Origin of the sequence: Thiemannella venezuelensis, assembly GCF_014203605.1 — a bacterium.
In the GTDB taxonomy this organism is placed as follows: Bacteria; Actinomycetota; Actinomycetes; order Streptosporangiales; family Streptosporangiaceae; genus Planomonospora_A; species Planomonospora_A venezuelensis.
Genome location: NZ_JACHJJ010000005.1, coordinates 318,156 through 342,454, shown reverse-complemented (window position 1 = coordinate 342,454; position 24,299 = coordinate 318,156). Strand labels below are relative to the sequence as shown.

Sequence of the window (24,299 nt, the reverse complement as noted above, 5' to 3'; positions counted from 1 at the left end):
TCCGGATCGCGACCACCCCGTCTCCGGAGCAACCCTTCAACCTTACTCCAACATCCGGTCTGTGTCCAATCGTGCAGACACGCCCGAAATGTCGGGGTTTGAGAAGAGGGGGCGCAGGGCCTCGCCCTGCAGGAAGAACATTAGCAGCACTCTGACGTCACAGAGACAACTTGCCAACCATCCCCAGCGCTCAAACGTCTCAAACCTGTTGGGGCGCAACCAGACGTCAAGTCATCCGCAATCGAGTCTGGATACGACATAGGCACGAGGGTCAGGACTCTGACTCCGCCACGGAGGTGACCACCATGACTCGCTCGGAGTTCGACGACATCCGCGCGCACATCGCTGCGGAGGCCGATCACCCCGGTGACCTTCTCCGAGTCGCCCGGTCTCTGCTGGACGACCTGGAGGCCGCACGGATGCGTGAGGCCACCCTCCGCGCCTACTACCTGCGCCTGCTGACCGCCGCACGGGCGACGGTCGCCGCGGAGACGGCCGGGTACCCGGAGCCGCTCACCTTCCTCACCGACGAGCTCGCCAAGCGCGGCCAGCTGCCGGCGGGCGACGACGAGGTGAACCGGATCCTGGCCGACGCGCACACCGCGGCCGCCCTGATCGCCTGTCTGGAGCAGACTCCGGCCAGAACGGCCGGGAACGGGCCTCGTGTCCGCAGGTGTCTGGGCACCAGCCGTACCCTCCCTCGATGAGGCCTTCCACGTCATTGACCTGGCCTTGAACCGATATCTGTAAGACTTCAGGCCATGTGGCAGCGGGGGATGAATTGGGCGGCGACGGCCCTTGTGGGGGTCTTCGGGACTCTCTGGATGGGCGTCGTGGTCTTCGCGGCGGTCCACGTGTCGGTGTGGGCCCGGATCGGGCAGGCCGCCATGGGCACCTTCCTCATGGGCTGGGCTCTCTACAAGGCGAGCCTGCTGCTGCGCCGTACCGAGCCGAGGTTCGTCCCGCGGCACCGCCGGGTCAGGACCTGAGCGCGGTCCGGGCCCCTCAGTTCTCCGGCGTGTACGGCGGTGCCACGCCCCATCCCCATCGCGGCACCGGAGCCTGGGCGGGCGGAGTCGCGCCGGGTTGCGAGTTGGCAAAGGCCAGGCGCGTCCCCCACTCGATGTAACAGAGGAAGGCCGCACGGAACTCCGGATCGCCGGGGAGGCCGACCTCGTCCGCGGCGTCCAGGAGCAGGTTGACCCAGCGGCGGCGCTGCGGCTCGGTGATGCCCTTGCCCACGTGCTGGGAGAGCATGCGGGGATAGCCCCCTCGCTCGCGGGTGTAGCGGTCCGGCCCGCCGAAGACCTCGCCGAGCCACATCGCCACGTAGCTCGGGTGCCGGGGATCCATGCCCGCGAAGAGCGGACCGATCAGATCGTCCTTGAGCACGTGCCCGTAGAAGGCCTCGGTGAGCCGCTCGAACGCCGCCTGCCCGCCGGCCCAGTCGTAGAGCGTGGGCACTGAGGAGCCGCGCCCCCGGACGCCCGTCGACTCGTAGTGGCGCATCTCCTCGATGTCGGTGACATAGGGCCGGATCTCGGCGAGGAAGGCCGCGAAGTCCGGGCCTCCCCTGAACCCCTGGAGATGGTCCTCGGCGGAGGTCCAGGTGATCCGCAGCACATAGCAGGCCGGCTCGTCCACGCACCGGGTCAGCTCGTAGTCCACGCACTGGGGGGCGCCGGCCAGGGGGACGGCCGCGCGGCGGTACGCGGCCTCGAACTCCTCCGCGCGCTCGGCGGGGACGCGGTAGCGGATGTACTCAACGATCATGGGTCCGTCCTCGGGGAGAGGTGATCATTGATGCCATGTAATCATGTAATAGTCACCCTGGACACCCCCGAAACGACGAAGGCCCGGATCTCTGTGAGATCCGGGCCTTCCCTTGGTAGCGGGGACAGGATTTGAACCTGCGACCTCTGGGTTATGAGCCCAGCGAGCTACCGAACTGCTCCACCCCGCGTCGGTGTGATTGAAGGTTACCCCATCGGCGAGAGAGGTGGCAAATTGACTCGGTAACGCGGAAGGCCCGGATCTCTGTGAGATCCGGGCCTTCCTTTGGTAGCGGGGACAGGATTTGAACCTGCGACCTCTGGGTTATGAGCCCAGCGAGCTACCGAACTGCTCCACCCCGCGTCGGTGTGTGTCTAGAGACTATCCGACGCGGGGGACGGAAGCGAATCGATCGGCGCGCGCCCTACGAACTGGGCGACGGCGACGGTGCGGGCGTGGCCGACGGAGCCGGGGTCGGGGACCCCGAAGGCGCCGGAGTGGCGGCCGGGGAGGCGGAGGGGACCGCCACGCCTTCCAGCTTCTTCAGCGCGTCCGCCAGCTTCTTCTGGGCCTCGCCGTACGCCACCCAGTCCGGCGGGTCCTTGGCCAGAGCCGCCTGGGCGTCGTCGTAGGCCTTCTGCGCGTCCTCGATCGCCTTGGCCATATCGGACGCGGACAGGGCCGGCCGCTCCGGCGCGGCCGTCGGCGGGGCGGTCGGCGCGGCCGTCGGCGTGCCGGTGTCGGGCGGCGTCGTCGGCGGAGCGGTGGCAGTGTCCCCGAAGACCTGCTTCAGCGCGTCTTCCAGCGTGTTGGCCGAACCGACCTTGTTGCCGTAGCCGACCAGGACCCGGCTCAGGATCGGGTACGGCTCCTGGCCGGAGCCGCCCTGGATCTCGACGTAGACCGGCTCGACGTAGATCAGGCCGCCGGCGAACGGCAGGGTCAGCAGGTTGCCGTAGCGGACCTTCGCCTGGCCCAGGCCGAGCACGTTCAGCTCGCCGGAGAACTTGTTCTGGAAGTTGTTCTGCACCTGGCCCGGGCCGGAGACCGTGGTGTTGGACGGCATGCGCAGGATGCGCAGCTTCCCGTAGTCGTCTCCCGGTGTGGCGTTCACCGCCATGAACGCCGCCAGGTTCGGGCCCTGGCGCGGCACGAAGGTCGTGGTCAGCGAGAACGACGGGCTCGCCGTCCCGGGCATCTTGACCGAGAGGTAGTACGGCGGCTGCTTGACGTCACCGCCCGAGGGGTCGTTCGGGACGTTCCAGAAGTCCTGCCCGCCGTAGAAGGCGTCGGGCTCGGAGACGTGGTAGCTGGACAGCACGTCGCGCTGGACCTTGAACAGCGCCTCCGGGTAGCGCAGGTGCCGGCTGAGGCTCTCGGAGATGTCCTTCTTCGGCTTGATGATGCCGGGGAAGGCCTTCATCCAGGTCTTCAGGATCGGGTCGTTCTCCTCCCAGGCGTAGAGGTTCACGGTGCCGTCGTAGGCGTCCACCATGGCCTTGACCGAGTTGCGCATGTAGTTGATCTGGTCGCGCGGCTGCTGCACCACCAGGCGCGGGTCGGTGACCGTGTCCCGCGTCATCGCCTCCAGGCTCTTGCTCTGGGAGTAGGGGTAGGCGTTGGAGGTGGTGTAGGCGTCGACGATCCAGACCACCCTGCCGTCGACGACGGCCGGGTAGGGGTTGTTGTCCAGGCTCAGGAACGGCGCGACCTTGGCGACCCGCTTGGCCGGGTCCCGCTCGTACAGGATCTTGGACTTGTCGTTGATGTCGCCGGAGAGCAGCAGGTTGATCTCGCTGTACTTGGCCGCGTAGAGCATGCGGTTGAAGAACGAGCCGACCGGGACGCCGCCCTTGCCGGTGTAGGTGGTGTTCTTCTGACCGCTGCCGGTGCCGTTCTCCCCGGAGAAGGGGTAGTCGAGCTCCTGCTCCCTGTCACCGCCCACGACGGAGTACTCCGCCGCGGTGAAGCCCTCGCCGAAGTAGATCCGCGACTCCTTCAGCTGCGTCTGGTCGACCAGGGGGCCGAGGACCGGCATGTCCTTGGCCGTGAAGTCCGGCAGGCCCTTGGCGTCGACCTTGTTGCCCGGCGCGGCCACGAAGCCGTAGCCGTGGGTGTAGACCAGGTGGCGGTTGATCCAGTTGTCCTGCGCCCGCTCCGGGCCCAGGAGCTCGCGCACGGCCACCACCGTGTCGCGCATGACCCCCGTTTGCGGGTCGGGGTAGCGGTCGACGTCCAGCTTGTCGGGGAAGGCGTAGAAACCGCGGATCCGCTGCTCCTGCTGGTAGGTCTGGCCGACCAGGTTCGGGTCGAGCAGGCGGACGCCGGAGACCGAGGTGTCGGCGGTGACGCTGGCGTCGGTCGCGTTGCCCTGCGCGTTGTAGGGGATCACCTCGGATTTGTCGACGCCGTAGGCCTTCCTGGTCGCGTCGATGTTGCGCTCGATGAACGTCTTCTCGCGCGCCTGCTCGTTCGGCTTGACCTGGAACTGCTGGACCAGGGCCGGGTAGACCCCGCCGATCAGGATCGCCGAGAGCACCAGGAGGCCGAAGGCGACGCCGGGCAGCATGCCGCCGGGCCGTACGATCCCGGCGAAGAACAGGGCCGCGCAGATCAGCGCGATGATCGCCAGGATGGTCTTGGCGGGCAGCACCGCGTTGACGTCGGTGTACGAGGCGCCGTGCACGAAACCGCGGTCGGAGAAGACCAGGCCGTAGCGGTCGTACCAGTAGGCGACCGCCTTGAGCAGCACGAACACGCCCAGCAGCGTCGACAGGTGCACCCGCGCCGCGCGCGAGGCGTGCACGCCCGGCGACTGCAGGCGGAACCCGCCGTACAGGTAGTGGACGATCGTGGCCAGGACGGCCGAGAGCACCACCGCGGTGAACAGGAAGTTCAGCACCATCCGGATGAACGGAAGGGTGAACATGAAGAACGAGACGTCTTCCTTGAACTGCGGGTCGACCTCGCCGAACGGCACGGCGTTGACGAACTCCAGCCAGGTCTTCCACTGGCCGCCGAAGGACGATCCCGCGAACAGGGCGAGCACCGCCAGGCCGATCAGGAAGATCAGCTTGCGGTGCGGGTCGAGGGCCATCCGGTAGCGGTCGGCGCCGCTGGCGCCGCCGAACATGCCCGGGCCGAACATCGGCCGCATCCGGTACGCCAGCAGCATGTTGCCGCCCACGATGCCGACCATCACCACCGCGCCCACCACGAAGAGCAGGATCTGGGTGACGATCACGCCGGAGAAGATGGCCGTGTAGTCGACCGAGTCGTACCAGAGGTAGTCGGTGAAGATACCGGCGAAAAGGAAGAAGAACACCACGATCGCAACGAGGGCGATCGCCACGGGAAGCAGAAGTCGTGGCCGGCGGGGCAAGCGCATCGCCCTACCGGCTCCGGGGGTCCGGAAGCTCAAGGCCAACCCCTTGTCGTAAGAGCACGGTCCGTGTCTGGAAACCTACACCGGCGGGGGTTCCGTCGCGCTCAACCGCTCGGCGCGGTCCGGCCACGGCTCCCGCAGATCTCGGGTCCAGTACGGCCAACGCACGGGAGGCCGGATCGGTGCCCGGCCCGCGGCGCGGATCCCGCCCGGACCCGGGCTCCCGCGCGGAGGGGCCCGGCGTCAGCCCGCCGAGCAGCCGGGCATGGCGCCCGTGCCGGTGCGCACCGCGTCCAGGGCCCGGACCGCGTCGCCCAGCGTCTTGACCCTGACCAGCTTGAGCCCGTCGGGGACCGCGGCGAGCGCCTCGGCGCAGTTCTCCGCAGGGGTGAGGAAGACCGTGGCGCCGGCCTCGCGCGCGCCCACCATCTTCTGCTGGATGCCGCCGATCGGGCCGACGACGCCGTCCGGAGAGATCGTCCCGGTCCCGGCGACGGCCTTGCCGCCGGTCATGGCCCCGGGGGTGAGCTTGTCCATGATCCCCAGGGAGAACATCATCCCCGCGCTGGGCCCGCCGACGTCGCCGACGTTGATGTTCACCTCGAACGGGAACCGGTAGCGGATCGCCATGGAGATGCCGACGATGGGCGTGCCGTCCTTGGCCGCGACGGTGGGGGAGGTCACCGTGATCTCCTGCCCGCCCCGCTTGACGACGAAGGCGACCTGCTCGCCCGCCTTGTGCTTGCGGACCGCCGCGGAGACGGTCCCGCGGTCCGTGGCGGCCACCCCGTCCACCGAGACGATCTCGTCGCCCTGGGTGAACTTCCCGTGCGCGGGCAGGCCCTTCTCCGTGGAGGCCACGGTCACGACCGAGGTGTAGGGGATCTTCAGCTCCGTGAGCGCCGCGGCGGTCGCGTCGTCCTGGGAGTTGGTCATCTCCTGGGTGTTCTGCTCCTCGACCTGCTCGGCGGTGGTCGCCGGGGGGAAGATCGTCTCCTCGGGCACGACCGCGATGGCCGGGTCGAGCCAGCCCCGCAACGCGGTGAACAGGTCGATCCTCGCGCCCGGCCCGCCCTGGTAGGCCACCGTGACCAGGCTGAGCTTGCCGTCGGTCGGGTAGGTCTGGCGCCCGGAGATGCTGATCACCGGCTTGCCCTTGACGTCGCCGATGGTGTTCTCGGTCGGCCCGGGGCTCAGCACGACGTACGGCACCGGCAGCACGGTCCCGGCGACGCCCAGGACGAGGGTGAGGAAGCCGGCCACCATGAGGGTCAGCGCACGTCGGGACATGGGGGGAAGCCTATGCGGTGGCGGAGGCCGTGAACGGACGGCGGACGCGCGTGCGGCGGACCGGCGGACGGGGCCTCACTCGCAGGCCCCCACCCACTCGGTCGAGCCGTCGGCGAAGAGCTGGTTCTTCCAGATCGGGACCTCGCTCTTGAGGTCGTCGATCAGGCGCCGGGACGCGGCGAACGCCTCGCCCCGGTGGGGGCAGGAGACGGCGACGACGACCGCGATGTCGCCGAGCTCCAGGTCTCCGACCCGGTGCACCGCGGCCAGCGCGGTGACCGGGAACTCCGCGGAGATCTTCTCGGCGACCCGGCGCAGCTCGGCCTCGGCGCCGGGGTGCGCCGAGTAGGACAGCCGGGTGACCGGCTTGCCGTGATCCTGGTCGCGGACCGTGCCGATGAAGACCGCCGTCCCTCCGGCGGCGTGGTCGCCCACGGCGGCGAGCACCTCGTCCACGGAGAGCGCCTGGTCACGAATACCCAGCAACCGGATGACATCCACGCCAGAAAGACTACCGCCCCGGAACGGTGCGTCCCGGGGGGACGCCGCCCGTCCTCCCCGGGTGCCCGACCTCACGGGACGGAACGGCTAGGTCCGCCGCTTCTTGCGCGCGACGCGGACGATCGCGGCGGTGCCGAGGACCGCGACGGTGGCGCCGGCCGCGGTGAGCGTGGCCTCCTTGCCGGACAGGCGGCGGCCGACGACCGCGTGCCTGCCCTCGCGCAGCTCCAGCAGCTGCGCGAACGCCGCCTCGTTCGTCCACTGCGGCTTCCAGCCCGCCTCGCGCAGCGCCGCGCAGTCGACCACCCAGGGGTAGACGACGTAGTGCAGGTCGGTGGCGGGAGCCGGGGTGATGCCCAGCCGGTGCAGGCGCTGGGCGGTGCCGAAGGTCAGGCCTGCGGGCAGCTCGAACCGGCGCAGCCCGGAGATCTCCTCCACCTGGTCCTGCTCCAGCCAGCCCTCGCCGCCCACCGCGACCACGCCGGAGACCGCGCCGAGCGCGGCCAGCTCCAGCGCGGAGACCAGGTCGTCGATGTGGCAGAACTGCCAGCGCGGGCTGCACCCCTTCACGGTGAGCAGCCTGGGCGCCTCGAAGTGCCGGGTGACCACGCTGTCCACCCCGGGACCGACCAGGGCCGCCGGGCGGAGCACGGTCACCTCCAGGCCGGGGTGGCTGCGCAGTGAGCGCCGTGCCAGCGCCTCGATCTCCAGGTGGTCGCCGACCATGCCCGTGTCGGGCTCGGCCGCCACCGCGGAGTCCTCCGGCAGCGGGACCTCGTTGTCGGGCGCCGCGCCGTACACCATGGCGCTGGTGACCAGCACGACCCTGCGCACCCGGGCCGCGGCGCTGGCGGTGAGCACCGTCTGGGCCGCGCGCAGGTTGTACGCGCGGCGTTCTCCGGCGTCGGAGCCGAGCGCGTAGTCGGCCGACAGATGGACGAGCACGTCGATGTCGGATATCCGGTTCGCCAAGAGCGGATCCCGGACGTCGAGCACCCGCCACGTGACGTCGGGCACGTCGCCGCGTTGCTCGTCGATGGCCACGACCCTGCGGAAATCCGCAGACGAGGCGACCTTCGCGAGGAATGCGCGGCCGATGCCCGAGGCCGCGCCGGTGACGGCGACGACCGGGGGCCGGAGGCGTTTCGAGGTAGGCACCAGGTCCTCACTTTGCACTGATCCGCCGTGCGACGGATAACGTGGCGGATGTGGACTCCTCCATCCTGCACGAGGTAGAGCGGTGACTGACTTGCCAGGTCGGGAAAACGACCCCAACGAGAATCCGTTCGCCATGTTCGGCGACCCGGAGCAGATCGCGGCGGCGATGCGCCAGTTCGCCGACATGCTGTCCGCTCCGCAGGGCTCCGGTCCCGTCAACTGGGACATGGCGAAGAACATCGCGCGGCACACCGTGGCCGCCGGAGGCGATCCGAGCGTCATGGAAGGCGAGCGGCGCCAGATCGTGGACGCCCTGAACCTCGCCGACCTGTGGCTCAACGAGGCCACCGCGCTCCCCAGCGGGGTGGGCAACCCCCAGGCGTGGAGCCGGTCGGAGTGGATCGAGAAGACCGTCCCCGTCTGGCGGCAGCTCTGCGACCCGGTCGCCGCCCGCATGGTCGAGACCATGAGCGGCACGCTCGGCGCCGCCGGCCTGCCCGCCGAGGCGCAGGCCGTGGCCGGGCCGCTGATGGGCATGATGAAGCAGATGGGCAGCATGATGGTCGGCCAGCAGATCGGCCAGGCCCTCGGCTCGCTCGCCCGCGAGGTGGTCGGCTCCACCGACATCGGGCTGCCCCTCTCGGCCGACGCCGCCCTGCTGCCCGGCGGGATCGCCGCGTTCGGCCAGGGGCTGGAGATGCCCGCCGAGGAGATCCGGCTGTACCTCGCCCTGCGGGAGGCGGCCCACCACCGGCTCTTCCAGCACGTGCCGTGGCTGCGCGCGCACCTGCTCGGCGCCGTGGAGGAGTACGCCCGGGGCATCACGGTGGACGTGTCCGCCCTGGAGGAGCAGCTCCGGGGGCTGGACATCAACAACCCAGAGCAGCTCCAGCAGGCGTTGAGCGGCGGCAACCTGCTCAAGCCCGAGGAGACGGAGCGGCAGAAGGCCGCCCTGGCCCGTCTGGAGACCATGCTCGCCCTGATCGAGGGCTGGGTCGGCACGGTGGTGGCGGGCGCCGCCGCGGGCAAGCTGCCCTCCGCCGCGGCCCTGGGCGAGACGGTACGGCGCCGCCGCGCGACCGGCGGCCCCGCCGAGCAGACCTTCGCCACCCTCGTGGGCCTGGAACTGCGCCCGCGCCGCCTGCGCGAGGCGGCGGCCCTGTGGCAGGCACTGGAGGCCGACCGGGGCGTCGACGGCCGCGACGCCGTCTGGAACCACCCCGACCTGATGCCGACCGCCGCCGACCTCGACGACCCCGCGAGCTTCGTCCGGGGCGAGCCGGAGTTCGACCTGTCCGGTCTCGAGGCCTCCCTCCGGGAGCAGGACGGCGGCTCCGGAGACGGCGAGGAGGACGGCGGCGAGGAGGACGGCGGCAGGGAGGACGGGGGCAGGGAGGACGGGGGCAGGGAGGACGGGGCCCCGTGAGCGAGCGGACCGGGCGTCCCGCCGGGCACGCCCCTTCCCCGGACGTGCCCGGCGGGGCGGGGAACGGCCGTCCGCGCGCGGACGGGGACGGGCGGCTGCACTCGGACGCCCGGGCCGTCCTCACGGGATGGGCGGCCCCGACCGGGCCGGAGGAGCTCCTGCGCGAGGACTTCCTCGAGCACCTTCGCCTCCACGGAAACGGGATGTACCGGGAGTGCGTCCCGGGCCACCTGACGGCCACGACCGCGGTGCTCTCCCACGACGGCGAGCGGGTGCTGCTGACGCTGCACGGCAAGGCCGGGATGTGGCTGCCGATGGGCGGCCACTGCGAGGCCGGGGACCTCTCCCTGGCGGGCGTCGCGCTCCGCGAGGCCACGGAGGAGTCGGGCATCCCCGGTCTGCGGCTGCTGCCCGGGCCGCTGGCGCTGGACCGGCACCGCGTCTGGTGCCATCCCCCGTTCAGCCACCACCTCGACGTCGAGTACGGCGCCGTCGCCCCGGCGGGGGCCGAGGCGGTGATCAGCGAGGAGTCGCTGGACCTGCGCTGGTTCCCGGTGGACGCCATCCCCGACCCGAGCGACGAGGCCACCCGGAGGCTGGCCCGCCGGGCCCGGGAGGTCCTGCGCGCCGGATGACCGGAGGGCTTTTGGACCGTTTTACATCTGTTTCACGGGCCTCTGGTTATCGTCGTTCTCACAGGTAAGACGAACGAAACGGGGCAACGTGAGTGTGGAGACCGCATCCGGCGCACGTGTCGGCGGCACGATCGTGAGCCCTCCCCGCCGACGGCGGCGCATTCCCAGAGCCCTCGCGTGGGCGGCCGTCGCGCCGTTCGCCGTGTGGGCGGCGGCCCGCGTCGGCGGACTGGAACGCGGGTCGCTGACCACCCAGATCATGACCGGCACGCCCTACGTGGCGGCCGCCTCGCTGGTGCCCGTGCTCATCGGCGCGCTCGCCCGCAACCGCGCGGCCACCGCCGTCGCGCTGGTCACCACGGCCGCGCTCGGCTTCAGCGTGCTCCCCCGCGCCATCGGCTCGGCCGAGGCCGGGCCCGGGTCCGGCGCTCCGCTGCGCGTGCTCACCCTCAACATGCTGTTCGGCCACGCCGAACCCGACGCCGTCATGGACCTGGTCAGGCGGCTGAAGCCGGACGTCCTGAGCACGCAGGAGCTCACTCCGGGAATGGTCGAGAAGCTGGACGCGGCCGGCCTCGGGCAGCTGCTGCCGCACCGGGTGCTGCAGGACGAGTGGAGCGCCGGGGGCAGCGGCCTGTACTCGCGGCACCCGATGACCCCGCTGGAGAACCTGTTCCGGCCGATCGGGCACAACATGCCCGCCGCCGTGATCACCCTTCCCGGCGCCAAGCCCGTCGAGTTCGTCGACGTGCACCCCTACCCTCCGCTGGGCAGCCAGGTGCACGACTGGACGGCGGCGATCGGCGCCTTCCCTCCCGCCTCCCCCGACACGATCCGCATCCTCGCCGGGGACTTCAACGCCAGCCTCGACCACGCGGTGATGCGCCGTTTCCTGGACAAGGGCTACGCGGACGCCGCCGACCGGGCGGGGCAGGGGCTCACGCCCACCTGGCCCGCGGGCAAGAGCATCCCGCCGCTCATCACCATCGACCACGTCGTGGTGGACGAGCGGGTGGCGGTGAACGAGGTAAGTGTGCACACCGTCCCCGGCACCGACCACCGCGCCGTCTTCGCCGACCTGCGCCTGCCCGGTTAGCCGGGCCAGAGCCCGGTGGCCGCCAGCGCCTCTTCCGGCGACGCGGCGTGCCTGGCACCGGCGAGCGGCCGCCCGTCGCGGTCGAGGAGCCGCCAGCCGCCGAGCTGGACGACGGGGACACGGCCCCGCCTCATCGCGAGCGCGAGCTCCGACAGCGTGCCCCATGATCCGCCGATGACGATCACAGCGTCACCCGAGTTGACGATGATGGCGTTGCGCGCCTCCCCGACGCCGGTCGGGATCACGACGGACAGGTCCGGGCCTGCGCCCTCCCGGTCCGCCCGGGACAGGACGCCCACCACCGTCCCTCCCGCCGACCGGGCGCCGGACGCCACCGCGGCCATGACCCCCGTGTACCCGCCGCAGATCACCACCGCGCCGCGCTCCGCCAGGAGCCGGCCGACCTCGCGGGCGTCGGACTCCTCTTCGGCCGTGCAGTCCCGCGGGCCGCAGACCGCCACCTGGATCGCCACGGTCAGATCCTGCCAGCTCCGTCGGGGGTTCGCCGCCGCCGTGCTCCGGGCCGGCGTCATGTCCTGGCGGGCCCTCCGGGAGCGTGCTCCGGCGGGGGCTTGCCGCCGGTGGTCACCGGTGCCCGCCTGAGGCGAGGAGGCCGCGGGTGTTGTCCCAGCCCTCCAGGCCGGGGTCGAGCAGGCCGAGGTCCGCGGGGGTGCGCAGCCGGTGCCAGCCGGGGCCGGTCGCGACGGTCCGGGGGCCGGGGGCCGAGGCGCGCAACGCCTTGACGGGGTCGGGGTCGTCGAAGCCCGCGTCGGCCCACCCGGGGTAGGGGAGGTGCGCGGCGATCGCCACCGCGCCGCCGTCGGCGGCGGGGCAGACGGCGATCCGCGCGCGGCCCAGCTCGCGGAAGAGCTTGCCGATCAGCAGCGGCGGCAGGTCCGGCGCGTCGCCGCTCAGCAGGACGGCCTGCCCGCCGTACGGCACCGCGGCGGAGAGCGCCGTGAACGCCGCCGCGACCAGGGCGCTCCCGGACAGCCCGGGATCGATCTCGACGACCGGCGTGCCCGGCCAGACGATCTCGTCCATCCCCGGCACGCCCGTCACCAGGACGGGGGTGACGAAGTCGAGCCCGGCCGCCAGCTCGTAGCTGTCCTCGGCCACGGCGGCGAGGAACGCCGCGGGATCGATCCCCGGGGGCGCGGCGGCCGCCATCGCGGGGGCGACGAGGACGGCGACCAGCCGCCGGTCGCCGGCGGCCGGTTCCTCCGTCACCATTCCTCCGGGACGCCGTTGCCCGCCATGGAGAATCCTTCGAGGAACCCGCGCGCCCGCTCGGCTCTGGGATAGCGTTCCACCAGTGCCCAGAACCGGGGACCGTGGCTCGGGACCAGCAGGTGCACGAGCTCGTGCATGACCACGTAGTCGACCACCCAGGCGGGCATGCCCCGCAGCCGGGTGGAGATCCTGATCGTGCCGTGGTCCGGGGTGCACGAGCCCCACCGGTGCCGCTGGTTCTCCACCCACCGCACGCTGGCCGGTCGCGCCCTGCCCTCCAGATAGCGCTCCGAGAGCTCGTTCGCCCGGTCGAGCAGATCCTCGTCGGAGGGGCGTCTGCGCTGCTCCTTGGCCGCGAGCCGGTCGAGCATCCGGCGCACCCACTGCTCCTCGTCGGTCCTGCTCAGGCCGTCGGGGAGCAGCACGATCGTTTTCTCGCCATCGCGGTACGCGGAGACGGTCCGGCGGCGGCGAGAACTGCGACGGACCTCGACTGTCTCGGGGGGCACATATGCACGGTAGCCGAGAATGGTGAATTCCCACCAGGGGGCAGAACACGTTCCTGCTGGTCAATCCCCGTTCGTAGATTGTTAAGCGAGATCGGTCCGCTATGGCCGCGCCTTATGGAATTAACCTGGATATCTCCCGCCTCAGGAGTTCCCGAATCGAGGGGCCCGCCGTTCCCGCTGGGCCGCCAGGCCTTCCCGCATGTCGTCGGAGGCCATGGTCACCGGCTGGGCGAGGGACTCCCAGCGCAGCGCGGCCTCCAGGTCCGCGTGGCCGCCGCCCGACAGGGCGATCTTGGTGAGCCTGGTCGCGACGGGGGCGTTGGCCGCGGTCCTGGCGGCGATCTCCATGACCTCCCCGAGGAGGGCCTCGCGGGGGAAGGCCCGGGTGACGAGGCCTGCGGAGGCGGCCTCCGCGCCGAGCAGGGTCCGCCCGGTCAGCAGCATCTCCCTGGCCACGCCCACCCCGGCGGCCCTCGGCAGCAGGTAGGTCGCCGCCATGCCGGGGTGCAGGCCGAGCGCGGTGAAGGGGACGAGCAGCTTGGCGTCGTGCGCGGCGTAGACCAGGTCGCAGGCGAGGGCGAAGCAGAGTCCGGCGCCGACGGCGGCGCCGTTGACCGCGGCGATGGTCGGCACCTCCAGGTCGGCGATCGAGAGCCACGTCCGATAGAAGCCCAGCATCCGGTCGCGCAGGTCGGGCACGCTCTCGGCGTTCCGGTCCGCGAGCCAGGACAGGTCCCCGCCGGAGGAGAACGCGTTCCCCGCCCCGGTGACGACGACGCACCGCACGTCCCGGTCTCCGCGCAGCCCGGCGACGGTCCGCCGCCACTGCTCGGTCATCCCGTCGGTCATCGCGTTGCGCAGGTCGGGCCGGTTCAGGGTGAGCACCACGACGCCGTCGTCCCGCCGGTCCACCAAGAGCTCGTTCATGCCGGGAGCGTAGTGGAGCCGGGCCCGCCGTCCACAGGGGCGTCCTCCACCGCGAGGTTGTCCACAGGGCCTGGAAAGGGTGTCCGGGCGCCCGGTCCGGCATGCCACGCTGGCGCCTGCCCGGAGAGGTCCCCGAGAAGGAAGGCATTCCATGCGGCCCCGCCTGAAGCCGGCGCTCCGCCGGATCGCCCGCGACGAGCGCACCCTGCAGTTCGGGGTGCATCCCCGGCGCGCGGTCGTGCTGGCCGACCTCGAACCCCAGGTCCTGCACTGGGTCGAGAGCCTCGACGGCACCCGGGACCTCACGGGGGTGCTGGCCGCCGCGGAGCGCGCCGGGATCGGCGAGCGGCAGGGCCGCGTCCTGCTCGACCTGCTGACCGGCCGGGGCGTCGTGGACGACGCCGGGGCGTCCCCGCGCCCGCTGCGCTCCCTCTCCCTCGCCGAGCGCGACCGGCTCCAGCCCGAGCTGGACACGCTCTCCCTCGCCCCCGGCACGACCGACGGCGGGCTGGCGGCCATGGCGCGCCGGCGCGAGGCTCAGGTCAGGGTGTACGGCGCGGGCCGGGTGGGCGCGCAGATCACCGCCCTGCTCGCCGCGTCCGGAGTCGGACGGCTCTGCGTGGTCGATCCCGGCACGGCCCGGCCCGGCGACCTCTCACCCGGCGGGCTCACCCAGGCCGAGCTGGGGATGAGCCGGCAGGACGGGGCGGTGGCGGTGGCCCGGCGCCTGGCACCGGCCCTCACCGCGTGGACCGGGCAGCACGCCGCCCAGCTCGCCGACGGATCCCGCCGCCCCGACCTGGTCGTGCTCGCGCCGGTGGAGCCGCTGGACGGCCTGCTGGTGCGGGAGCTCGTCACCTGGGAGATCCCGCACCTGCTGGTGAGCGCCTTCGAGGGCTCCGGCTCGGTCGGCCCGCTGGTGCTTCCGGGGCGGAGCGCCTGCCTGGACTGCCTCGACCTCACCCGGCGCGACCGCGACCCCGGCTGGCCGGTCGTCAGCGCCCGGCTGGGCGGCTTCCCCGCGGGCGAGATCGCCTGCGGGACGGCGACGGCGACGCTGGTCGCGGGCATGGCCACCGGCCATGCGCTTGCTCTGATCGATGGTCACGACCCTGCTGTGACCAACAGCACAATAGATGTATTGCCTGATTGGAGATGGAAGAGGACATCCTGGAACGTTCATCCTCTATGTCGTTGCTTCCGAAACGAGTTCGGGTCGCTGACAATGGTCGCGTCGGCTACCTGCCGTTGACCGGCACCACAACGAAGGGAGGGAGCGGCGTCTCGCCCAACGGGAGGCATGCCGCGAACCGAGGTGAGTGACCTTCCGCGCCGTGCAGTCACGCGTTCCGCCAAGCTGGCGGCCCTGCCCATCGGATTCGCCGGCCGTACGGCTCTCGGCCTGGGCAAGCGCATCGGAGGAAGATCCGCCGAACTCGTCGCCCAGGAGATCCAGGAGCGCACCGCCGAGCAGATCTTCAAGGTCCTCGGAGAGCTCAAGGGCGGGGCGATGAAGCTCGGCCAGGCCCTGTCCATCTTCGAGGCCGCCCTGCCCCAGGAGATCGCCGGCCCCTACCGGGCGACCCTGACCAAGCTGCAGGACGCGGCCCCGCCGCTGCCCGCCGCGACCGTGCACAAGGTGCTCTCCGAGCAGCTCGGAGACGACTGGCGCCAGCACTTCCAGTCGTTCGAGGACCAGCCGACCGCCGCCGCCTCGATCGGGCAGGTGCACAAGGCCGTCTGGCACGACGGGCGCACGGTCGCGGTCAAGATCCAGTATCCGGGGGCCGCCAAGGCGCTGCTCTCCGACTTCAACCAGCTCGCCCGCCTGGGCAAGCTCTTCGGGGTGCTCCTGCCCGGCCTCGACATCAAGGCCGTGCTGGCGGAGTTGCGCGAGCGCATCACCGAGGAGCTCGACTACCTGCGGGAGGCGGAGGCCCAGCACGCCTTCGCGCTGGAGTTCAAGGACGACCCCGACTTCCTCGTCCCGGACGTCGTCGCCGCCAACGAGCAGGTGCTCGTCTCCGAATGGGTGGACGGCACCCCGCTCTCCCGGATCATCTCCGGCGGGACCCAGGAGGAGCGCGACCGCGCCGGGCTGCAGTTCGTCCGGTTCCTGTTCTGCTCCCCGTCCCGGGTGGGCATGCTCCACGCCGACCCGCACCCGGGCAACTTCCGGATCACCGCGGACGGACGGCTGTGCGTGCTCGACTTCGGCGCGGTCAACCGGCTGCCCGACGGCTACCCGCCGGTCTTCGGCAAACTGACCCGGATCTTCAACCAGGGCGACATGGAGACCGTGATCCAGGGGCTGCGCGACGAGGGTTTCATCCTCCCCCACATCGAGGTGGACCCGGAGGCGCTGCGCGCGTTCCTCGCCCCCTACGTCGAGCCGACCGCGGTGGAGGAGTTCGCCTTCAGCCGCGAGTGGCTGCAGCGGCAGGCCGCCACCGCCACCGACCTGCGCCCGGGGAACGTGGTGCGCCAGCTCAACCTGCCGGTCTCCTACGTCCTCATCCACCGCGTGCACGCCGCCGGGGTGGGTGTGCTCTGCCAGCTCGGCGCCACCGCGCGCTTCCGCGACGAGGTCATCCGCTGGGTTCCCGGCTTCTCCGGCGAGGGCCCCCTCGACGCCGAGGAGACCGCGCTCGCGGGCTGACCGGAGCGGCGGAGACGACGGAGACGACGGACATACGGCGAAGGGGCGGCCCGGTGGGGCCGCCCCTTCGCCGTCATGGATCCGGGCTCCGTCGAGCCCGTGCCTCGGAACCGGTTGTCGACCCCGGCCCGGAGATCCCTGTCGATCTCCGGGCCGGGGGACGCGGCCGGTCCCGGCCTCCGTCACGGCCCGCACGAGGTGTCCGTACGGGCCGGGGCGGGATCAGGCCAGGCGCAGGAGTGCGTTGCGCAGGCGCGCGGACGCGCGCTCGACATCGCGCCGGGCGCGCCGGAGCCGCTGGATGTCGGCGGCCCGCCGATGCTCCTCCGCCTCGCGGTGAAGCATCCGTATTCGGTCTCGTACCAGTTCCTGGTTCAGAGACGGCGCGTCCATGCTGTGGCTGATGAAGTAGGTCATCGGAAGTGGTCCTTTCGGGAACGTTCAGGGATCGTGCGGTTCAGCGGGTGGTCGGTCAGGCGGCGACCGGGGTCTTGCGGGGACGTCCGCGCGGACGCTTCCGCGGGACGACGGCTCCCCTCAGGACGAGCTCGCCGCCCCAGACGCCCCACGGCTCCTCGCGCTCGAGCGCGCGGGCCAGGCAGGCCTGCTGGATCGGGCAGCCTCCGCAGAGCGCCTTGGCGAACTCCACGTCCTCCGGAGACTCGGCGAACCAGAGGTCGGGGTCGGTACGACAGGGGATCGTGGCTTCGTCGATCAGGTCCATGACCGGCTGTGCCCCCATCTGTGTCACCTCTCGTTTGATGTTGATCTTTTGGACTACCTCGCGGGTGGGGGTCAGGAATGACGCGGCAAACAAGAAGGCCGCGGATCCTGTCTACGGATCCGCGGCCTGAAGGCTCTCCCTCGGTCAGGTCATGTGACCTGGGGGTGCCTCCAGGGTTGCGGACCGCGCAGTCCACCGTTTCCGATGTGCTTGGTCTGCTGTGCGTGCTCGCCGGCTTCCGTCACCGGGGCCGCCGGGACGCCGCCCGCCGGGAAGGCGGGAACGACGGCCGTGCGGACGGCCTGGATCGGGAAGAGGACGGACTTCTCCCGTCGGATCCGGACTGCCGCTGCATCCGCGAGGATGACTCGGCGACCGGTTCCGGGCAGGGCGGTGCCACTGCATGCGGAAGCGAGCCCGGTCAGGGTCGGCATCATGTAGCTCTTCACAGTGGACTCACCTCCGTTCACAGATCGTCGGACAGGGGTGTCCGACTCGCTTGACCATGACCCTAAACCCGCGAGCGGGAAGGGGCAACATATTTTCTACCTGCAGTTTTACGACCTACGAGACACGGATCATGGCCTCCTGCACCACGGATACCGCCAGTTCGCCGGAACGGGTGAACATCTGCCCCCTGGCGAGCCCGCGCGCCGCCCTCGACCACGGCGACTCCTGGGCGTACAGCATCCAGTCGTCGGCGCGGAAGGGCCGGTGGAACCACATCGCGTGGTCGAGCGAGGCCCCGATGACGTTGGAGGCGCCCCAGGCCAGGCCGTGGGTCAGCAGCACCGTGTCCACCAACGTGTAGTCCGAGGCGTAGGCGGCCAGCACCACGTGGAGCAGCGGGTCGTCGGGCAGCTCGGTGTCGTAGCGGAACCAGACGTTCGTCTCCGTGCTGCGCAGCCCGGGATCGCGGTACGCCTCCCAGGTGAGCGGGGTCACGTAGCGCGCGTCCACCGGGCGCGGCCTGCTCAGCCACTCCCGCCAGGGCGACTCGTCGCCCACGATCTCGCGCATGCGCTCCTGGAACTCGGGCAGCTCCTCCGGCCCGGTCACCGCCGGCATCTCCGACGCCTGGTGCTCGACACCGCCCTCCAGCACCTGGAAGGAGGCCGACATGGTGAATATCGCCTTGCCGTGCTGGACCGCCACGACCCTGCGGGTGGTGAAGGAGCGGCCGTCGCGGACCCGCTCGACGTTGTAGACGATGGGGATCGCCGGGTCGCCGGGGCGGATGAAGTAGGCGTGCAGCGAGTGCACGTGCCGGTCCTGCGGCACCGTACGGCCGGCGGCGACCAGCGCCTGGGCGGCCACCTGGCCTCCGAAGACGCGCTGGATGCGCTCCTCGGGGCTGCGGCCCCTGAAGATGTCGAGCTCGATCTGCTCCAGGTCGAGCAGGCCCAGCAGCTCCTTGAGCGCCTCGTTCACGCGTTCTCCGTTCCGTCCGCGGCGGCCCTGCAGAGGCCGATCACCGCATCGCCGTACCGCTCCAGTTTGATACGTCCGACTCCTGCGATCGCCAGCAGGTCCTGTTCGGAGACCGGCGCCCGCTCGGCGATGGCCTGGAGGGTCACGTCGGTGAAGACGACGTACGGCGGGACCTTGGCCTCCTTGGCGGCGGCCGTGCGCCAGGCCCGCAGGCGCTCCAGCAGGCCCTCGTCGTAGTCGACCGGGCAGGTGGCGCACCGGCCGAGCTTCTGCTCGGCCGCGGCGGCCAGGGTCTTGCCGCAGACCCGGCAGCTCGCCGTCGCGGCGGCCGCGCGGCGCTCCTTGGGCGCCCCGGAGCCGGCGGCGGCCGGACGGCTCCGGGGCGCCGGACGGCCGGTGAGCCCGTCGAGGAACCGGGAGGGGCGCCGGGACCGGCGTCCGCCGGCGGAGCGCGCCAGCGCCCAGGAGACCGCCAGGTGCGCCCTGGCCCTGGTGACGCCCACGTAGAGGAGGCGGCGCTCCTCCTCGATCTGCTCGGGCGTCTCGGCGTAGACGATCGGCAGCATGCCGTCGGTGGCCCCCACCAGGAAGACCGCGTCCCACTCCAGGCCCTTGGCGGCGTGCAGGGAGGCCAGCGTCACGCCCTCGACCGGCGGGGCGTGCTGCTCGCTGGCCCGGCGCTCCAGCTCGGTGACGAAGTCGGCGAGGCTCGCGCCCTCGGCCGCCATGTCCTCGGCCAGGTCGGCCAGGGCCTTCAGCGACTCCCATTTCTCGCGCGCCTTGCCGCCGCCGGGGGCCTGCGGGGTGAGCCCTTCCCCGGCGAGGATGTGGTGGACGGTCGGGGCCAGATCGTCGCCGGCCCCGGCGGAGCGGGCCGCCCCGCGCAGCAGCACGACCGCCTTGCGGACCTCCGGCCGCTCGAAGAAACGGTCGGCGCCGCGCACGAGGCAGGGGATGCCCGCCTTGGCGAAGGCCTCCTCGTAGGCCTCGGACTGGGCGTTGACCCGGAACAGCACGGCGATCTCGCGCAGCGGCACGCCCGTGTCGGCGAGCCGGCGCACCGCGCGCGCCACGCCCTCGGCCTCGGCGGGCTCGTCGTCGTACTCGGTGAAGACGGGCTCGGGGCCGTCGGGGCGCTGGGCGAGGAGGGTCATCCGGTGCGGGGTCCGCGCCGCGGCCAGCAGCCGGTTGGCCAGGGAGACGACCTGCGGCGTGGAGCGGTAGTCGCGGACCAGCCTGATCACCGCGGCGTCGGGGTACTCGACCGCGAACCCGGTCAGGTAGCGCGGGGTCGCGCCGTTGAAGGAGTAGATCGTCTGGTTGGGGTCGCCGACCACGCACAGGTCGTCGCGGCCGCCGAGCCAGGTGTCGAGCAGCAGCTTCTGCAGGGGGTTGACGTCCTGGTACTCGTCGACGACGAAGTGGCGGTACTGCTGGCGGACCTGGGTGGCCACCTCGCGGTGCTCGGTGATCAGCGCGGCGGTGAGCTCCAGGATGGTCTCGAAGTCGATCAGGTGGCGTTCGCGGCGGAGCGTCTCGTAGGCGTCGTAGAGGCGGGCCACCTCCTCGGCCGGGACCGGCGGGGTGCGGTGCGCCTTCCGCGCGTTCTCGGCGTAGTCCTCGGGGCCGACCTGGACGACCTTGGCCCACTCGATCTCGGCGGCGACGTCGCGCAGGTCGGAGCGTTCGAGATCCCGCCCGGCGTGGCGGGAGGCGGCGGCCAGCAGCGGGAGCTTGGACTCGATCACCGAGGGCGGGTCCCCGCCGATGACCCGGGGCCAGAAGTAGGTGAGCTGGCGCAGGGCCGCGGCGTGGAAGGTGCGGGCCTGCACCCCCGGCACGCCGAGCGCGCGCAGCCGCTGCCGCAGCTCCCCCGCGGCCCGTGTGGTGAACGTCACGGCCAGCACTCCCTGCGCGTCGGCCGCCCCGCTGCGCACGGCGTGCGCGATGCGGTGGGTGATCGCCCTCGTCTTGCCGGTGCCCGCGCCGGCGAGGACGCAGACCGGGCCCCGCACCGCCTCGGCGACCGCGCGCTGCTCGGGGTCCAGCCCCGCCAGGACGTCAGCGGGTTCCATGGGACTCCTTCGTCACTTTCGGCGGGACGGGCGGCGCCGCTTTTCCGGTCACTGGCCAAGCTTCGCCCATTCTGGCACCGTACCGTCTGCCGCTTGCGCAACCGCTGAGATGCGCAAACAGGGTTCTTTACTCCACAATGGTCCCGACCGAACCCCGGGGGAAAGGAAGAGAGTCCGTGCGAACTGCGGCAACCGTGAGTGCACTCGCCTTGGCGGCACTGGTACTCGCACCGTCCGCGGTGCAGGCGTCCTCCACCGCGGACGCCGCCTCCGCCGTGCTCGCCTCCTCCGCGCAGGGCTCGTCCGCCCCCAGGAGCGGGCAGGGCGACCCGGAGCCCACGGTCACGCCCCAGCCCCTCGCCCAGGGCACCCTCGTCGACTCCGTCGCGTACGGCAGGCACTCCCGCCAGCGCATGGACGTCTGGTACCAGTCCGACGGCCTGAAGCGGCCGGGCGTCTTCCTGATCCACGGCGGCTGGTGGTCCTCCGGCGACAAGAAGTACATGACCGAGGTGAGCCGGAGCTACGCCGAGCTCGGGTACACGGTCTTCAATATCAACTACCGCCTCTCCGGCGACGCAGCGTGGCCCGCCCAGCGCATCGACGCCTTCGACGCCATCGCCACCGCGCGCAGGCACGCGGCCCTGTGGTCCTTCGACCCGGACAACTACGTGGTCGTCGGCTTCTCCGCGGGCGGCCACCTCGCCACCGCGGTCGGCACCTACAAGACCGGCGGACTCCCCGGGCTGAAGGGCGTGGTCGGGATCTCCCCGGTGGTCTCCCCGCTCACCGCCTACATCGACGGCGCCGACACCCTGGACCCGAACAAGCGCAAGCTCCGCCAGGCCGCCATCCAGCTCGCCGGGGGCTGCGCGCCCGCGGGCAAGTGCGCCAGGATCTGGCAGAGCATGGAGGTCTCCGAGCACGCGAGCCGCGGCGACGTCCCCGTGCTGAGCGTGCACTCGCAGGACGAGTTCGTGCCCGCCTCGCACAGCCTCCAGCTCAAGGACCGCCTGCGCCAGGTGGGCGTGGAGGTGACGGTGCTCACCGAGGCCGGCATCGAGCACAGCGCGCCGCTCTACCGGCTGCCCGGAGTGGCGGAGCGGGTCCAGGAGTGGATCGCGGGCCGGCTTCTCTGACCGGGCACGGTCTGCGGGAAGATGTACGGCCCTCGGCGTGTTGTCAATGAGGCCAAACATCACATGAGGGGATTTTTGCCGACATGTCGCTCACCGTTTACACCACCACCTGGTGCGGCCCCTGCAGGCGGTTGAAGGCCCAGCTCACCCGCGAGGGCATCTCCTACGAGGAGATCGACATCGAGCGGAACCCGGACGCCGCCGCGTTCGTCATGAGCGTCAACAACGGCAACCAGACCGTGCCCACGGTCGTCGTGCACTCGCCCGCCGGCGAGGTGGCCCTGACCAACCCCTCGGTCACCGAGGTGAGGCGGCTCCTGGAAGGCGCCGCCTGAGCCCGCGGGCCGGTCATCGGATCACCGGCGGGGCGTGGCCCCCTTCCCCGTGCGGAGCGGAGCTCCGGCGGGCGACCTCCCGCCCGCGGCGCTGACGGTCCGGTCGGTCTTGGCGCCGCCGCGCCCCGCCGTGTAGTTCAGCTCCTCGAACACGACCCCGCCCGCGCCGTCGCTGTAGGCGCGCACGACCTTCAGGCTCGCGCCGTTGGGACCCACCTGGGTCTGGACCCGCTCCCAGAGCGCGCCTTCGGCCATGGCCGTCCCGCAGGGGACGGCGAGGGCGAGCGAGGCCACCACGGCCGCCGCGCCGAGGAGGCGGCGCACTTTCATATCGATCATCTGCGATTCCTTCGTGAGGGCTGCGGGGCCCCGCCCGCATGCCGGCGGGGCCCCGACCGTGCGTCATGGAGGGCGGGCGCGCCCTCCGGGCTCAGTTCGCGTAGCTGACGGTGTAGGTGTTCGCGGCGCCGAGCGGACCGGCCTGCGACGTGGACGTCTTGAAGAAGGTGCCGCTGCCGCCGCCCATGTCGTCACCGCCGTGCGCCATGGCCGCGGGCGCGCCCGCGAAGGCCAGTGCCGCGGCGGCGGCCGCCGTGATCGCGAACCGGCACAGAGTTCTCCTCATGTGACTCTCACTCCTCTCTCACCCCGGCCCCCCGATGGACCCGAGCTCGGATGGGACCCGGGCGCCCCGCCCTCGGCGGGCGGTCGCGGCCCGGGTCCGGAGAGTCAATACCCCCGCCCACCTACAGAAACACTCACAGTCATCACATGACTACATAGAGCAACGAAGAGCGCAATCGCCCCAGTGGCCCGGCCGTGCGGGCCCGGAACCGCCGGTCACCAGTCTCCGGCGAGCTCCCCGCCGTACCAGGCCTCGATCAGCCGCCGCGCGATCGAGACCGACGGGGGCAGGCGCAGCTCGCCGCTCTCCAGCGCGGCCCGCAGCTCGGCCCGGCTGAACCAGCGGGCCTCGGCGATCTCCTCGGAGTCGGGGACGAGCTCGGTGGAGGTCGCCCGCGCGAAGAAGCCGAGCATCAGGCTCCGGGGGAACGGCCAGGGCTGGCTGCCCAGGTAGCGGGGGGCGGCGACGTGCACGCCGACCTCCTCCGCCACCTCGCGGATCACCGCGTGCTCCAGCGACTCGCCCGGCTCCACGAACCCGGCGAGCACCGACATCCGCCCCTGGGGCCACTGCGGCCCCCGGGCGAGCAGGCACCTGTCCTCGTCGTCGTGGACGAGCATGATCACAGCGGGGTCGACCCGGGGGAAGTGCTGGCTGCCGTCGCCGGGGCAGACCCGCATGTGCCCGCCCGCCCGCACCTCCGTACGGCTCCCGCAGCGCGGGCAGAACTCGTGGGTGGAGTGCCAGGCCTCCAGCGCGACCGCGTGGACCAGCAGCCCGGCGTCCAGATCCCCGAGCAGGGCGCCGACCCGGCGCAGGCCCGCGGGCACCGCCTCCCCCTCCGGCAGCGCCGAGGCCTCCGTGAGGGCCACGCCGCGCACCGAGGAGCCCTCCCCGGCGCCCGGCAGCGGGGCCGCCACCGCGAAGTAGGCGGCTCCGCCGGGGCCGACGCCGAGCAGGTAGCGCTCGCCCTCGGGCGCGTCGGCCGCGGGCAGCAGGACGAGACCGACCTCGTGCCCGCTCCGCCGTACCAGCGCCCGCCCGTCGTCGACGACCACGACCCTGGCCGCGGGATCCGACCAGGCCCGGCGCATCCACTCGGCGTCGCCGCGGTGCGCCGCCGCGCGGTCGACGGCGCCGCGCGCGAGCAGCAGCGGCCCCAGTAGTCCTTCGTCTGCCGTGATCTCCACGTCGTCCGCCCCTCCCAGGACCGGCCGCACCCCTCCGGCACGCCGGGCCCACGCCTTCTCGATGGAACACCGTACCGCCGCCGGGCGCGGGGCCTGCGGGGCGCGTCACGCCGCAGAGGACGCGGCTCCCGGTGAGCCGGACATACGCCCGCGATTCCCCGGTCGGGCCTCACGATGATCTCTGTCCG

The 24,299-nt window shown here is 71.9% G+C and carries 25 protein-coding genes and 2 tRNA genes; 9 read left to right on the top strand and 18 right to left on the bottom strand.

Annotation, left to right across the window (positions count from 1 at the left end):
- The first annotated feature begins 305 nt into the window (after window positions 1–305).
- Together FHS22_RS11100 and FHS22_RS11095 are read left to right on the top strand one after the other, a co-directional pair.
- Window positions 306–707 carry a hypothetical protein gene (locus FHS22_RS11100; protein WP_184940729.1) on the top strand — a complete coding sequence of 134 codons (402 nt, stop codon included), beginning with the start codon at window positions 306–308 and terminating at the stop codon, window positions 705–707.
- A 117-nt stretch (window positions 708–824) separates the two neighbouring features.
- Entirely contained in the window at window positions 825–989 is a 165-nt protein-coding gene (locus FHS22_RS11095) for a hypothetical protein (RefSeq protein ID WP_260407835.1), read from the top strand.
- A 16-nt stretch (window positions 990–1,005) separates the two neighbouring features.
- On the opposite strand, the gene FHS22_RS11090 is transcribed toward FHS22_RS11095, so the two are convergent.
- From FHS22_RS11090 to FHS22_RS11060, 7 genes are all read right to left on the bottom strand, one after another.
- The gene (locus FHS22_RS11090; protein WP_184940725.1) at window positions 1,006–1,773 is read right to left on the bottom strand and encodes a group II truncated hemoglobin; all 768 of its coding nucleotides are present in this window, start codon (window positions 1,771–1,773) and stop codon (window positions 1,006–1,008) included.
- Between the two features lie 113 nt (window positions 1,774–1,886).
- Window positions 1,887–1,963, bottom strand: a tRNA-Met gene (locus FHS22_RS11085).
- A gap of 96 nt (window positions 1,964–2,059) precedes the next feature.
- A tRNA-Met gene (locus FHS22_RS11080) sits at window positions 2,060–2,136 on the bottom strand.
- 61 nt (window positions 2,137–2,197) lie between these two features.
- Window positions 2,198–5,161, bottom strand: coding sequence for a UPF0182 family membrane protein (locus FHS22_RS11075; protein WP_184940723.1), 2,964 nt, complete (start codon window positions 5,159–5,161; stop codon window positions 2,198–2,200).
- Between the two features lie 240 nt (window positions 5,162–5,401).
- Window positions 5,402–6,448: a YlbL family protein gene (locus FHS22_RS11070; RefSeq protein ID WP_184940722.1), complete on the bottom strand. Its 1,047-nt coding sequence runs from the start codon at window positions 6,446–6,448 to the stop codon at window positions 5,402–5,404.
- 75 nt (window positions 6,449–6,523) lie between these two features.
- Window positions 6,524–6,949, bottom strand: a complete 426-nt coding sequence (locus FHS22_RS11065; protein ID WP_184940720.1) for a molybdenum cofactor biosynthesis protein MoaE — start codon at window positions 6,947–6,949, stop codon at window positions 6,524–6,526.
- A gap of 87 nt (window positions 6,950–7,036) precedes the next feature.
- Complete coding sequence (locus FHS22_RS11060; protein ID WP_184940799.1) at window positions 7,037–8,110, bottom strand: NAD-dependent epimerase/dehydratase family protein; 1,074 nt, start codon at window positions 8,108–8,110, stop codon at window positions 7,037–7,039.
- Between the two features lie 79 nt (window positions 8,111–8,189).
- On the opposite strand from FHS22_RS11060, the gene FHS22_RS11055 reads away from it, so the two are divergent.
- The 3 genes from FHS22_RS11055 (at window position 8,190) to FHS22_RS39210 (ending at window position 11,264) form a co-directional block, all read left to right on the top strand.
- Entirely contained in the window at window positions 8,190–9,533 is a 1,344-nt protein-coding gene (locus FHS22_RS11055) for a zinc-dependent metalloprotease (RefSeq protein ID WP_184940718.1), read from the top strand.
- A gap of 95 nt (window positions 9,534–9,628) precedes the next feature.
- A complete protein-coding gene (locus FHS22_RS11050; RefSeq protein WP_184940797.1) occupies window positions 9,629–10,168 on the top strand; it encodes an NUDIX hydrolase in 540 nt (179 codons plus the stop codon).
- A gap of 88 nt (window positions 10,169–10,256) precedes the next feature.
- Window positions 10,257–11,264: an endonuclease/exonuclease/phosphatase family protein gene (locus FHS22_RS39210; RefSeq protein WP_338047708.1), complete on the top strand. Its 1,008-nt coding sequence runs from the start codon at window positions 10,257–10,259 to the stop codon at window positions 11,262–11,264.
- Here the strand turns inward: FHS22_RS39210 and FHS22_RS11040 are convergent.
- The 4 genes from FHS22_RS11040 to FHS22_RS11025 all read right to left on the bottom strand — a co-directional run bounded on the left by FHS22_RS11040 (window position 11,261) and on the right by FHS22_RS11025 (window position 13,933).
- On the bottom strand, window positions 11,261–11,737 hold the full coding sequence (locus FHS22_RS11040; RefSeq protein WP_338047707.1) for a TIGR00725 family protein: 477 nt from the start codon (window positions 11,735–11,737) through the stop codon (window positions 11,261–11,263). The genes FHS22_RS39210 and FHS22_RS11040 overlap by 4 nt on opposite strands.
- A gap of 112 nt (window positions 11,738–11,849) precedes the next feature.
- Window positions 11,850–12,494 carry a glycosyltransferase family protein gene (locus tag FHS22_RS11035; RefSeq protein ID WP_338047706.1) on the bottom strand — a complete coding sequence of 215 codons (645 nt, stop codon included), beginning with the start codon at window positions 12,492–12,494 and terminating at the stop codon, window positions 11,850–11,852.
- Window positions 12,491–13,006 (bottom strand): YgjP-like metallopeptidase domain-containing protein, encoded by a 516-nt coding sequence (locus tag FHS22_RS11030; RefSeq protein ID WP_184940714.1) that lies wholly within the window; start codon window positions 13,004–13,006, stop codon window positions 12,491–12,493. The genes FHS22_RS11035 and FHS22_RS11030 overlap by 4 nt, the downstream gene beginning before the upstream one ends.
- Before the next feature lie 141 nt (window positions 13,007–13,147).
- Window positions 13,148–13,933 (bottom strand): enoyl-CoA hydratase/isomerase family protein, encoded by a 786-nt coding sequence (locus tag FHS22_RS11025; RefSeq protein ID WP_184940712.1) that lies wholly within the window; start codon window positions 13,931–13,933, stop codon window positions 13,148–13,150.
- A 151-nt stretch (window positions 13,934–14,084) separates the two neighbouring features.
- On the opposite strand from FHS22_RS11025, the gene FHS22_RS11020 reads away from it, so the two are divergent.
- On the top strand, window positions 14,085–15,185 hold the full coding sequence (locus tag FHS22_RS11020; protein ID WP_184940711.1) for a ThiF family adenylyltransferase: 1,101 nt from the start codon (window positions 14,085–14,087) through the stop codon (window positions 15,183–15,185).
- A gap of 48 nt (window positions 15,186–15,233) precedes the next feature.
- Complete coding sequence (locus FHS22_RS11015; protein ID WP_221473464.1) at window positions 15,234–16,592, top strand: ABC1 kinase family protein; 1,359 nt, start codon at window positions 15,234–15,236, stop codon at window positions 16,590–16,592.
- 222 nt (window positions 16,593–16,814) lie between these two features.
- On the opposite strand, the gene FHS22_RS11010 is transcribed toward FHS22_RS11015, so the two are convergent.
- The 4 genes from FHS22_RS11010 to FHS22_RS10995 form a co-directional block, all read right to left on the bottom strand.
- Window positions 16,815–17,009 carry a hypothetical protein gene (locus tag FHS22_RS11010; protein ID WP_184940801.1) on the bottom strand — a complete coding sequence of 65 codons (195 nt, stop codon included), beginning with the start codon at window positions 17,007–17,009 and terminating at the stop codon, window positions 16,815–16,817.
- 55 nt (window positions 17,010–17,064) lie between these two features.
- Complete coding sequence (locus tag FHS22_RS11005) at window positions 17,065–17,334, bottom strand: WhiB family transcriptional regulator (RefSeq protein ID WP_184940709.1); 270 nt, start codon at window positions 17,332–17,334, stop codon at window positions 17,065–17,067.
- 546 nt (window positions 17,335–17,880) lie between these two features.
- Window positions 17,881–18,747, bottom strand: coding sequence for an acyl-CoA thioesterase (locus tag FHS22_RS11000; RefSeq protein ID WP_184940707.1), 867 nt, complete (start codon window positions 18,745–18,747; stop codon window positions 17,881–17,883).
- Window positions 18,744–20,822: an ATP-dependent DNA helicase UvrD2 gene (locus tag FHS22_RS10995; protein WP_184940706.1), complete on the bottom strand. Its 2,079-nt coding sequence runs from the start codon at window positions 20,820–20,822 to the stop codon at window positions 18,744–18,746. Before FHS22_RS10995 ends, FHS22_RS11000 begins: the two co-directional genes overlap by 4 nt.
- A 176-nt stretch (window positions 20,823–20,998) precedes the next feature.
- Between FHS22_RS10995 and FHS22_RS10990 the strand changes: the two genes are divergently transcribed.
- The gene (locus FHS22_RS10990) at window positions 20,999–21,961 is read left to right on the top strand and encodes an alpha/beta hydrolase (RefSeq protein ID WP_338047704.1); all 963 of its coding nucleotides are present in this window, start codon (window positions 20,999–21,001) and stop codon (window positions 21,959–21,961) included.
- Between the two features lie 83 nt (window positions 21,962–22,044).
- Window positions 22,045–22,296 carry a mycoredoxin gene (locus FHS22_RS10985; RefSeq protein WP_184940702.1) on the top strand — a complete coding sequence of 84 codons (252 nt, stop codon included), beginning with the start codon at window positions 22,045–22,047 and terminating at the stop codon, window positions 22,294–22,296.
- Window positions 22,297–22,317: 21 nt separating this feature from the next.
- Here FHS22_RS10985 and FHS22_RS10980 read toward each other — a convergent pair whose 3' ends face one another.
- From FHS22_RS10980 to nudC, 3 genes are all read right to left on the bottom strand, one after another.
- Window positions 22,318–22,635, bottom strand: coding sequence for a hypothetical protein (locus tag FHS22_RS10980; protein ID WP_184940700.1), 318 nt, complete (start codon window positions 22,633–22,635; stop codon window positions 22,318–22,320).
- A gap of 91 nt (window positions 22,636–22,726) precedes the next feature.
- On the bottom strand, window positions 22,727–22,921 hold the full coding sequence (locus FHS22_RS10975; RefSeq protein WP_184940699.1) for a hypothetical protein: 195 nt from the start codon (window positions 22,919–22,921) through the stop codon (window positions 22,727–22,729).
- 215 nt (window positions 22,922–23,136) lie between these two features.
- Window positions 23,137–24,111 (bottom strand): NAD(+) diphosphatase, encoded by a 975-nt coding sequence (nudC, locus tag FHS22_RS10970; RefSeq protein WP_184940697.1) that lies wholly within the window; start codon window positions 24,109–24,111, stop codon window positions 23,137–23,139.
- Window positions 24,112–24,299 lie beyond the last annotated feature (188 nt).